The organism is Listeria marthii (assembly GCF_014227425.1).
GTDB classification, from domain to species: Bacteria; Bacillota; Bacilli; order Lactobacillales; family Listeriaceae; genus Listeria; species Listeria marthii.
The window spans coordinates 37,715-49,194 of record NZ_JAASWB010000008.1; the positions used below are offsets into that span (position 1 = coordinate 37,715).

The following is an 11,480-nucleotide window of genomic DNA, read 5'->3' on the forward strand; positions in this document are numbered from 1 at the left end:
CATTTTATTTTAAGTATACCTTAAAATAAGGAAAAAAGCGTACTAATTGTTTGAAACAGATGGACCACTGATTCTAGTTGTATAGATTATTTCATTTTCAGCTTTTTCACCCTCGAGCAGTTCGACAAGTTTATCGGCAGCAACCGCGCCCCATTTGTACTTCGAATATTCGATAGTTGCAAGGCGTGGCACTAAATATTCACTAATATCGGTATTATCGAAGCCGATAATGCGCACGTCTTTGCCAATTTCTAAATCTGTACCAGCGAAATAGCGATACATACCGATGGCCATATTATCATTTAAAGCGAATACGGATACAGGTGCTTTCCAGTTTTTAGCGATTGTTGCTGCTGCTTTTTCACCGCTTTGTTCGGAAAAGTCTCCTTCGATGATATGCACTTTTTTATCGCCAGAACGAGCGAGTTCTTGTTTGGCCGTTTCGAGTCTGACCCTCGCATCGTACGAATCATCCGGACCGGTAATCACATAAAAGTCACCTTTAAAATTAGTAGATAAATAATCGATTGCAAGTGTTGCGCCGCCTTTATTATCGAGTAAGACTTGGCTAACATTTTCATGCGTGAGCTCCCGGTCGAGCACTACTAATTTATGCCCACGATCAGCATAATTAATAATTTCGCTCGATGGGAAATTCGCATCTAAAATAATAGCGCCATCAATCATTTTTTCGGGTAAAAATCGGTGTGTTTTCGTGCCACTGCAAGCAATGAGTTCATATCCGTGTTTATAGAGCGTTTGCGTTAAACCTTCCAGTAATGTCCCGTAAAAAATCCCGCCGTAGTTCGTTAAATAGACGCCGATAATTTTTGTCTCTCTCGTTTTTAACGTTCGTGCTGCCATATTGGGAATATAATTCAATTCATTTGCGATGGTCATAATTCGTTTTCGCGTTTTTTCGGTCACTTTCGGGCTGCCATTAAGTGCGTAGGATACTGTTGAAATGGAAACCCCTGCCTTTTTCGCGATATCTTTAATTCCTACCACGTGAATCGCATCCTTTTCTGTTTTCTTTTATTATACACAAAACAACCTTAGAGACGGTTATTTTTTTGAAATTTAATCGTGATTTGTGAACATTTTGTCGTTAAGTTCTTTTTCGGCAAAATAAGGGCGCCGGTTCGGTATGCATTCGCGTCATTTTCCACTGGTTGTTCCTCGCCATTCACGATAATACCCGCCACATCAGCACTTTCAAAAGTAATATCTAACGGATAATTATCCAGTTCAATATGACATTCCAATCCATCTAATTCTTCTGGCAAAATCGGATCAAAAATAAGCGCTTGTTCCGTTTGGCGAATACCGAGAACCGAACTGATTAATTGGTGTAAATATATGCCTGGACCACTCGAATAAATCCGCCAGCCACCTTTCACTGGAATGCTTCCTTCTTTCACACGGCTGAACTCATTTTGCGCTTGATAGCGATCTAAAAATGCCGCATCGGAACTACTAAAATAGGTGTTACTTTGGCGAAGAGCTGCGTTTGGCACTACTTCTTTTATATTGATTGGATTAATAACATCCAGCATATGCCAAGCTTCTGTGTCGCCAATTTTTGCGAGTGCTTCGATATAACGAATATGCGCATGCACGTATTGCAAACCGACTTCTCGGCCAAAGTTCGCGGCTTGTTCCGCCCGTTTGAAATGAGTGCTCACACCGCCTGCATAATGAGCTGGCTCACTCATTAACCTTACGCCATCTGGGTGAAGTAAATGCTCACCTATAATGTCAAAGTTACGACTCGCTTGTTTTTTATCAACTAATTCGGCAATTATGCTTCTTGTTAGTGGAATTAAGCGATACTTAATATTTGTTTCTTTGTCTTCCGGATGAATCATCCAAACTGGCGCTTTTCCTTCTTCTAAATAGAGGAAACCAGGAATGACGTCGGTATCCGCTGTCATATATTTAGCAAAATCAGCTTGAACTCGTTTTGCTAGAGCGGCGTATTCATCTCCTGCTGGCAAGAATGTCGCTAATCGTTTAAATGTTTGATACGTTAAAGCGACTGTCCAGCTGGAAACCATGTTTTTCTTCAATTGCGCATTAGCTGGTTGAAGTGTGTCATCCCAGTCACCATCCCCGTAGTTAGAAAGTGCTGTTCCTTTCATAAAGCGTGATTCGATAGTTTGCACTGCTAATTCGATATGTTCTAACAGTGTACCTTTTTCAGTTGTAAATGTTTTTGAAGTACGGTCGACAAATGGAATACTTTCTTCGAGAATCTCAGTATCCCCACTCATTTCCAAGTAATCACCAATAATTTTCAGTGGCCAAACGATTACATCACCGTGGCTTTCTTCTTGTTGAATCGATGTATATTTATCAAACATAAACCATTGTGGCCAGTCGCCAGTATCCCGATATTGATGGGAGAAGATTGTTAATACAAGTTGGCGTAAAACAGCTTTGTTCCCGGTTGCTAGGAAAAACTCAAATGGACCTTGGCTTACGTCACGTGTCCCCCACGCCGCCCCGCTGTATTGCTCTAAACCGTGCGGCGATGCATAATGAACGAGCATTTGATGCGCATACCAATAAACCGTTAAGTTTAATTTTTCCGCGGTTGGACTTTGGTGATTTAAATGGAACTGGGCGGTTAATTCGTCATAGCTTGCTCGGATTTCTTTGTTTGCTGCTTCTAAGTCTTGGTTTTGCTCCGAAAATTCATCCGTTAGTTTCGCTTGCACTTGGAAAGTCGCGTTATCGCTTGGTTCAAATACGAAGACATCCAAACCTGCTGTTCCTGCATACTCTTTTGCAAAATAGCTTTCATCGGTTATCTCGTTGTAAGTTCCATCCACCCGGAATTGAAGCGCTGGATAGGTTTCTAAAATCGGTGAATCTGCGGCTGGGAAATAAGTTACACCGCCCTCTTTGATTTCCTTTTTCACCGTTGTATCGTATTCATTTGTACCCATTGTTACTTGGTTTGTTAGCACCAATTTATACGGTTGGCCTTTTTCAGAATGAACGGTAACGAACGCTTCTTTACTTTCGGCGGTTAATGTCGTCCGTACGGTAATTAGATCATCATTCCACTGGTAATACCAAGTTGAATAGTTCGTGCTCGTTTCCCAAATAGACGGCACGCCGAGTAGTTGAAGTTCGCCATTTTGTTCGATATAAATTCTCAAGCCACTTGTTTGCAAAATATTAAGCGGATTGCGCGCATGGCTATTCCATTTGTTCATATTGGTGTTTCCAGCAACCAATTGCGATAAAAATGCGCCATACATGTACGTTGTCGCCGAAAGAGTTGCTTCGGGGTTTAAAACAGCCACTTTATCTAGCAAAATACTGCCGTGCGGGCGTTCTAGCTCAGCTTCCTTTTCACGCGTAACGACATGCGCATAGTTTGGTGTGAAAAAGGAAAGGAGTGCGCCGTTTTGTTTTTCTTCTTGGATTCTGTCTGGAAACTTTGCTTGTAACCATTTTTCGGAAATTGGTTCGCCGGTAATTGGGGTTCCGATATTTTTGGCGCGGATGGCTTTCGTACCTGGTTGATAAATTTGTTCCGGAATGCTCGCTTTAATTTCGGCCAAATTTTCAATCGGTGCTCCAGATGCTTTAGGTTGATTTTCGGTTGTGTAGCCGTAAAAACTTGTTTCCGCGTGATTCGTGAATGGCGCGGTTTGTAAGGAGATTTGCGCGAATTCATATTGATAGACTCGATTTGGTAGTGATTTCTCCGCGAGCCCCGCAAGTTCATTAGTAAGTTTATAATTGGTTCCGTATATATCAAATCCATCTGTTGCATAGCCAACAATGTTCGTTAAAGCGCCAATTTGGACTGCTGGAAAGCGATTATTTTGTGGTTGGTTTTGGCGCGCTTGAATCGTAAAACCATTCGCTCCTTCCGTCACATGGTAATCAATATATTGCGACATATAGGCTTCATTCGTCCGCACTGCCGCTTGTTCGGCAAGACCTAAATCTTGTAAATAAACAAGGTCAAAAGTTCCTTCCCCATCCACCGTTACATCATAAAACCAGCCACGTGAATGGAACTTCATTTCTACAATGTAACGAAACGGTCCAACTGTCCCGCGATATTCTACACCGTGCTCATTAAATCCAACTTCTGCATCTGCGGTTAAAAGCGGATAAATCTCCACTTTATTTGCCAAATGCGCTCGTACATATATTTGCGATAAACGGTTCTCTAACGGATTTTGAATGACTTGATTCAACATAATATCCTTCAACTTCAACCAAGCGAGCTCCCCACTTGGATAAAATGCCGCTGCTAAGTCCGCTTTTTTTATTTCCTTTAATGTTGTCACACATATCCACCTACTTCCACTTCAAAAACGTCTACATCTTCACTACTAGTCCCAACAAAAATACGATGAAGTCCCGGTTCCTGCACTTTTTCAAGTTGATGGTTATAAAAGGAAAATGCTTCGCTAGTTAATTCAAATGAAACTGTTTTTTCTTCGCCTGCTAGAAGCGCCACTTTTTCAAATGCTTTGAGTTCTTTGACAGGTCGTGAAATGCTCGCTGTTACGTCTTGTAAATACACTTGGATTACTTCTTTTCCAGCAATTTCACTCGTATTTTTAATCATTACTTCCACGTGAAGCGATTCGCCTAAGTTTAATTCTGTCGGAAGTTCCGCGGTTTTCAGCGCAAATTCACTATAACTTTTCCCGTAGCCAAATGGATAAAATGGTTCATTAGGAATATCGAGATAATGTGATACGTAACGTTCACCTTTATTTTCCGGTGTTTGCGGTCGACCAGTGCGTAAATGATTATAATAAACAGGAATTTGGCCGGTTGTTTGTGGGAATGACATTGATAATTTTCCAGAAGGATTGCTCGCGCCACTCAATAAATCTGCAGTAACGCGTCCTGCTTCTGTGCCCGGGAACCACAATTCGAGTAGCGCATCACTAGACTCCGCAAGTTCTTTTACTTCGAGCGGTCTTCCGTTAAACAAAGTAATGACCACTGGTTTTCCAAGCGTTTGTACAAATTTCGCTAAGTCATATTGCGCTTCTGGCAAACGAATAGTAGCAAGACTTCCTGCTTCTCCGCCCCATTCATTTTTTTCGCCTAGCGCAAGAATGACTACTTCTGTATTTTGCACAGCTTCTTTTACCGCTGCTTTATCTGCCTCGGTAAGTTTGGTATAATCCGTCGAAACGGTTGTGACAGCTTCAAACACTTCACGCAAACCGGTTTCAACATTGATGCCATCTTTTTCTTCGCCGTACACGTTCCAGCCGCCAAGAATATCAGGCGATGTTGCAAGCGGGCCAATTAGTGCCAATTTAGTCGCTTTATCTAGCGGAAGCAATTGATTTTTATTTTCTAATAACACAGCAGATTCCACACCAGCTGCTCGTGCTTTCCCGCGACTTTCATCGGTTAAAATATCTTCTGAACGATTGCTATTTTTCAAACCACGATATGGATCTTCAAAAAGTCCTAAATCATTTTTCAACTGCAACATTCGCAATACCGCTTCATCTAAAAGACTTTCAGATAGTTTACCATCCTCAATCAAGCCTTTTAATTCATGAATATAGCAAGTCGTCATCATTTCCAAATCAACGCCTGCTTCCATCGAAAACTGCGCCGCTTCTTTCGGGTTTCTCGCAGTTCCATGATTAATTACTTCCGCAACCGCGCCCCAATCAGAAATTAGTACGCCGTCAAAATTCATTTCACCACGTAACACATCCCGGTTCAGCCATTTGTTCATCGTCGCCGGAATCCCGTCCACGACATTAAAAGCCGTCATGACTAATTTAGCGCCTGCTTGGATTGCTGCGTTATAAGCTGGTAAATAATTTTGATATAGTTCGCGCGTAGACATATTGACCGTATTGTATTCCAGTCCAGCCTCCGCCGCCCCGTATGCCGCAAAATGTTTCACACAAGCAGCCATTCGCTCTTTGTTTTCAGTAAGTTTACTCGCATCACCTTGATACCCAGCAACCATCGCTTTCCCAAGTTCACTATTTAAAAATGGATCCTCACCAGTCGATTCCATCACGCGTCCCCATCTCGGATCCCGTACTAAATCAAGCATCGGTGAAAAAGTGACATGATGCCCTTCCGCGGTTGCCTCAAGTGCCGAAACTTCCGCCATTACTCGAACCGTTTCTCGGTCAAACGAACATCCAAGCGCAAGTGGAATTGGAAAAACAGTTTTATAACCATGTATGACATCCGCCATAAAAACAAGCGGAATTCCTAGTCGATTTGTTTTTAAGTATGCTTCTTGAATACCAATCATATCGAGCGCCGAACTCGATCCAAGCACCGAACCCGCATTTTCAGTTTGCGCATCCGTTAATTTCATTTCTTGAAGAAGCGGCCCTGTAAGTTCTGCATTTTTGTTTGTACCTTTAAAAAGAAAAGGAGAAAGTTGAAGACATTGGGCAATTTTTTCATCTAAGGTCATTTGATTGACTAAATCTTGCACTTTTTCTTGTTTCATAGGAACCTCCTGAACACTATTTTCGAAACGTTTCTATTCAAATATAACAACAGTATAAGCGCTTTCTTTTCTTTAGTCAACCAAAAACGACATTCACATGGTTAAATGATTCGATTTTCCAGTTTCTTCTATACTATCTCGTTTTTAATAAAATTAAACCCAAAAGTTTTTATCACCCATAAAGCATTGGTACATAAAAGATTAACTCCTATTAATAAAAATAAAATAGCAATTCGCTTGAAACCGATTACATAATATACTATAATAACCTTGTCGAAACGTTTCTATAGAATATTGTGTATGTGAATTGATTTTCACAATTTGCTTCATCCCGTACGGCACAACCTGTTCCGTACAACAGTTTTTATTCTTTAACAGCTTCAGTTCATTAAGTTGCTTTGAAAAAAACAAAAAATGGAGGAAAAATCATGAAGAAAAAGATGTTTGTCGTTTTAGCTTTAGTGTTGTCGCTTAGTTTGGTATTAATGGCGTGTGGTGGGTCAAAGGATGATGCAAATTCCAGCGATTCGAAAGTGTTAAATGTTTGGGCTATGGGAGATGAAGCCAAATCATTAAAAGAAATCGCACAGAAATTCACGAAAGACACTGGTATTGAAGTGAAAGTCCAAGTTATCCCTTGGGCAAACGCACATGATAAATTACTAACAGCAGTCGCTTCTAAATCCGGCCCCGATGTAGTCCAAATGGGAACTACATGGATGCCTGAATTTGTCGAAGCCGGCGCATTACTTGATATTACAAAAGACGTAGAAAAAAGTAAAAATATGAACTCTGATTTATTTTTCCCTGGTTCTGTAAAAACAACCCAATTTGATGGGAAAACTTACGGTGTTCCGTGGTACGCAGAAACTCGTGTCCTTTTCTATCGTACCGATTTACTGAAAAAAGTTGGTTATGATGAAGCACCAAAAACTTGGGATGAACTATCTGATGCTGCACTTAAACTTTCAAAACGCGGTAAAGATATGTACGGCTTTGCAATTGATCCAAACGAACAAACTACCGGTTTCATTTTCGGACGTCAAAATGGCTCCCCTCTTTTCGATAAAGATGGCACTCCAGTTTTCAATAAAAAACCATTCGTTGATTCTGTTACTTATTTAGATAGCTTCATTAAAAACGGTTCCGCACCAGATACTGACCTTGGTTTAGATGCTTCTCAAAGCTTTGGCGGCGACGGCATTGTGCCAATGTTCATGAGTGGTCCTTGGATGGTTAACACGCTTAAAGATACTGCCCCTGACATTGACGGAAAATGGGCTACTGCTGTATTACCTAAAAAAGAAAATAACGAATCAAGCTTAGGTGGAGCTAACCTTTCTATCTTCAAATATAGTGATAAAAAAGATGATGCCCTTAAATTCATGGACTACATGAGCCAACCAGACGTGCAATTATCTTGGTTGAAAGATACAAACTCCATGCCCGCTCGTATGGATGCTTGGGAAGACGATATGCTGAAAAACGACCCTTACTACAAAGTATTCGGTGAACAAATGAAAACGGCTGAACCAATGCCACTTATCCCACAATTTGAAGAAATCGCTCAACTTTACGGAAAATCTTGGGAACAAATTTATCGTGGTGGTGCAGATGTACAAACACAAATGGATACATTTAACGATCAAGTAGAAACACTTCTTAAAAAATAACGAATAAAAAGGGCAAATGATTCTAGTCTGCCATTTGCCCTTTTAGAATGGAACTGATGTTATGAAACAATTTCTAAATAAAAACACGCCATATTTGTTTATTTCGCCAGCACTGTTTTTACTTCTTCTGTTTTCCTTACTTCCGATTTTGCTTGCTTTTGTCATTAGTTTTACAGATATCGATTTAGTCGGGCTTGCCGATTATTCTAAGATTAACTTTATTGGGATAGATAATTACGTCAATATTATGCAAGACCCGGTATTTTTAAAATCTATTTTTAACACGCTTTTCTATGTAGTTATTGGCGTTCCACTCGTTATCGTTTGTTCGCTCGGGATTGCGCTGATGATTAACTTCTCGCAAGCAAAGATTTTCCAGTTTTTCCGGTTAATCTTCTATACTCCGTCAATTACAAACGTTGTCGCTGTAGCAGTTGTTTGGAGTTATTTATATAATCCGCGCTTTGGTTTACTTAATTACTTGCTTTCCTTTTTAGACCTCGGACCTGTTCCTTGGCTACAAGACCCAACGATTGCGAAACTCTCATTGATTATCCTCGCTGTGTGGCGAGCAATCGGTGTCAATATGATTATTTTCTTAGCGGCACTTCAAGGGATTCCGCGCGAATACTACGAAGCTGCCTCACTTGACGGCGCAAATAGTCGTCAACAATTATTTAAAATTACTGTTCCAATGCTTCGTTTTGCGATTTTCTTTGTAACCGTAACGACGATGATTGGTTGGTTGCAATTCTTCGAGGAACCGTTCGTCATGACAGAAGGCGGCCCGCTCGATAGCACGAACTCAGTCGCCCTATTTATCTATCAAAACGGTTTCCAACTAAGTAAGTTTGGTTACGCCGCTGCTGGATCGTTCATCTTGTTTATCGCGATTATTATTATCACGATTATCCAGTTCCGGATTCAGCGCAAAAATAATGGCGGGGATATTTAAGAGAGGAGTGTTATAAATGAATCAATATAGACAAAAATCGCGCGGTTCTCAAATTGCCGTTATTACTATTTTAACAGTTGGCGGATTCTTTATGATTTTACCGTTCATTTGGATGGTTCTCTCCTCTTTAAAGACGGATGCTGAAATTTTAAAAATCCCACCTACTATTTGGCCAGAAACGTTTACACTAGATAATTTCACGAAACTATTCACCGAAATGGACTTTGCTATTTACTTAAAAAACACGTTAATCATTGTGTTCTTCTCGTTTTTCGGTTTATTTTTAAATGCGATGGCAGGTTACGGCTTTGCTAAATTTAAATTTAAAGGGAAAAACAAGTTGTTCTATCTCGTACTTGCTACAATGATGATTCCCGGACAAGTAACGATGATTCCGGTTTATCTACTGCTTAATGCGGCCGGATTAACAAACACCATGACAGGGATTGTACTTCCAGGACTGGTTGGCGCCTTCGGGATTTTCTTATTCCGCCAATTTATGTCCACCATTTCCGACGATTTACTTGAAGCCGCACGACTGGATGGTGCTAGTGAATTTTACATTTTCTGGCGGATCGTTATTCCGATTTCTCGTCCTGTGCTTGCGGTCCAAGGAATCCTTACTTTTATCGCTGGTTGGAACTCGTTCTTATGGCCGTTAATCATCGCCAACGACGAAAAATTCTATACCCTATCAGTAGGACTTCAACTTCTAAAAGGACAATACGGCAGCAACTACGCGTTACAAATGGCTGGTGCAACCTTTATGGTTATTCCAATCATCTTGATCTTCATGACTTTCCAAAAATACATTTTAAAAGGCTTCAATGTTTCTGGAATGAAATAATTGGCCAAAAAAAGAGCTTACCCTTTTGAGGATAAGCTTTTTTTCTATTAAGGTAAAAATGTTTCTCCCATCAAGTAAAAGTCTACTTCACGAGCAGCTTCTCTTCCTTCTGCAATCGCGGTTACAACTAAACTTTGACCATGACGTGCATCCCCACAAGCGAACACGCCTTCTTCACTTGTACGGTAAAATCCTTTAGCAGCATCAATCGTATGACGGTCTGTTTTCCCTACGCCAAAATTTGTGAAAATATCTTCTGTTGTACCAGCAAAACCAATTGCAATTAAAACCATATCAACGTCAAAATACTTTTCGCTTCCTTCTACAGGTGTATACGTTCTAGCAGCCTTATCTTCCACTACTTCTACTGTATGAAGTCCAACAAGGTTACCTGCTGCATCTTTTTCGAAAGAAGTTGTATTGATGAGATATTCACGTGGATCTCTTCCATAAACAGCCTCTGCTTCTTCGTGCGCATAATCCATTTTGAATACGCGTGGATATTGTGGCCAAGGGTTTTCACCTTCGCGTAATTCAGGAAGTTTATCTTGAATACCGAACTGGTAAATACTTTTTGCACCTTGTCTTAATGCCGTTGCCACACAGTCAGCACCAGTATCACCGCCACCGATAATTACGACATTTTTGCCTTTAGCAGAAAGTGTTTGCACCCCGCCATTGTCCAAATTGTCGCGCGTACTTTGTGTTAAATACGGCACAGCGAAGTGAATACCAGCTGCATCACGTCCAGCAAGTGGAATATCGCGTGCGTTACCAGCACCTGTTGCAAGTACAATCGAATCATACTCTGTGCGTAGTTCTTCAAAAGTAACATCCGTACCAGCTGCAACGCCAGTCACAAATTCAACGCCTTCTTCTGCCATCAAATTCACTCGACGCGTTACTTGTTCTTTCTCGAGTTTCATCGTTGGAATACCGTACATTAATAAGCCACCAACTCGGTCACTTTTTTCAATGACTGTTACGCTATGACCAGCTTTATTTAATTGATCGGCACAAGCAAGCCCCGCAGGACCAGAACCAATCACGGCAATTCGTTTACCTGTGCGCTTTTTAGGTGGAGCTGGTTTAATCCAGCCCTCTTCAAAACCGCGGTCAATAATCGCTTTTTCAATTGATTTAATTCCTACTGCTGGTTCTGAAATTGCTACTGTACAGCCACCTTCACAAGGCGCTGGGCAAATACGACCAGTAAACTCTGGAAAGTTATTTGTTTTTAATAGTAGTTGTAACGCTTCATACCAGTCACCCCGGTAAACTGCATCGTTCCACTCTGGAATTAAATTATGCAGTGGACAACCTGATACGCCGTTTTTAATTTCCATCCCAACACTACAAAACGGTACACCACAATCCATACAACGTGCAGCTTGTAACGTTAAGTCCGCTGCCGGCATTGGTAAACTATATTCGTTCCAGTCACGCGTCCGACTTTTCGGATCGCGCCCTGGAGAAGGGATTCGGTCATATTCCATAAATCCAGTTGCTTTTCCCATGGTT

Annotated in this window: 7 protein-coding genes; 3 read left to right on the forward strand and 4 right to left on the reverse strand. The window is 41.0% G+C overall.

What is annotated here, in order from left to right; genetic code table 11:
- Positions 1-42 precede the first annotated feature (42 nt).
- Genes HCJ55_RS13160 through bglX form a run of 3 tightly spaced genes read right to left on the reverse strand, consistent with a single transcriptional unit; the run spans position 43 to position 6,484 of the window.
- Complete coding sequence (locus HCJ55_RS13160) at positions 43-1,008, reverse strand: LacI family DNA-binding transcriptional regulator (RefSeq protein WP_008948073.1); 966 nt, start codon at positions 1,006-1,008, stop codon at positions 43-45.
- 47 nt (positions 1,009-1,055) lie between these two features.
- Positions 1,056-4,316 carry a GH36-type glycosyl hydrolase domain-containing protein gene (locus tag HCJ55_RS13165; protein ID WP_185518559.1) on the reverse strand — a complete coding sequence of 1,087 codons (3,261 nt, stop codon included), beginning with the start codon at positions 4,314-4,316 and terminating at the stop codon, positions 1,056-1,058.
- Positions 4,313-6,484 (reverse strand): beta-glucosidase BglX, encoded by a 2,172-nt coding sequence (bglX, locus tag HCJ55_RS13170; RefSeq protein WP_185518561.1) that lies wholly within the window; start codon positions 6,482-6,484, stop codon positions 4,313-4,315. The genes HCJ55_RS13165 and bglX overlap by 4 nt, the downstream gene beginning before the upstream one ends.
- Positions 6,485-6,912: 428 nt before the next feature.
- Here bglX and HCJ55_RS13175 point away from each other — a divergent pair, with 428 nt between their 5' ends.
- The 3 genes from HCJ55_RS13175 to HCJ55_RS13185 all read left to right on the forward strand — a co-directional run bounded on the left by HCJ55_RS13175 (position 6,913) and on the right by HCJ55_RS13185 (position 9,959).
- Positions 6,913-8,157 carry a sugar ABC transporter substrate-binding protein gene (locus tag HCJ55_RS13175; RefSeq protein ID WP_185518563.1) on the forward strand — a complete coding sequence of 415 codons (1,245 nt, stop codon included), beginning with the start codon at positions 6,913-6,915 and terminating at the stop codon, positions 8,155-8,157.
- Between the two features lie 61 nt (positions 8,158-8,218).
- Positions 8,219-9,112: a carbohydrate ABC transporter permease gene (locus HCJ55_RS13180; protein WP_003722208.1), complete on the forward strand. Its 894-nt coding sequence runs from the start codon at positions 8,219-8,221 to the stop codon at positions 9,110-9,112.
- Between the two features lie 16 nt (positions 9,113-9,128).
- Positions 9,129-9,959 carry a carbohydrate ABC transporter permease gene (locus tag HCJ55_RS13185; RefSeq protein WP_011702528.1) on the forward strand — a complete coding sequence of 277 codons (831 nt, stop codon included), beginning with the start codon at positions 9,129-9,131 and terminating at the stop codon, positions 9,957-9,959.
- A 47-nt stretch (positions 9,960-10,006) separates the two neighbouring features.
- Here the strand turns inward: HCJ55_RS13185 and HCJ55_RS13190 are convergent, their stop codons facing one another.
- On the reverse strand, positions 10,007-11,476 hold the full coding sequence (locus HCJ55_RS13190) for a glutamate synthase subunit beta (RefSeq protein ID WP_185518565.1): 1,470 nt from the start codon (positions 11,474-11,476) through the stop codon (positions 10,007-10,009).
- Between the last annotated feature and the right edge of the window lie 4 nt (positions 11,477-11,480).

Coding starts and splice junctions, on each gene's coding strand:
- bglX (WP_185518561.1), bottom strand. CDS start 6,484: ATGAAACAAGAAAAAGTGCAAGATTTAGTCAATCAAATGACCTTAGAT.
- HCJ55_RS13175 (WP_185518563.1), top strand. CDS start 6,913: ATGAAGAAAAAGATGTTTGTCGTTTTAGCTTTAGTGTTGTCGCTTAGT.
- HCJ55_RS13180 (WP_003722208.1), top strand. CDS start 8,219: ATGAAACAATTTCTAAATAAAAACACGCCATATTTGTTTATTTCGCCA.
- HCJ55_RS13185 (WP_011702528.1), top strand. CDS start 9,129: ATGAATCAATATAGACAAAAATCGCGCGGTTCTCAAATTGCCGTTATT.
- HCJ55_RS13190 (WP_185518565.1), bottom strand. CDS start 11,476: ATGGGAAAAGCAACTGGATTTATGGAATATGACCGAATCCCTTCTCCA.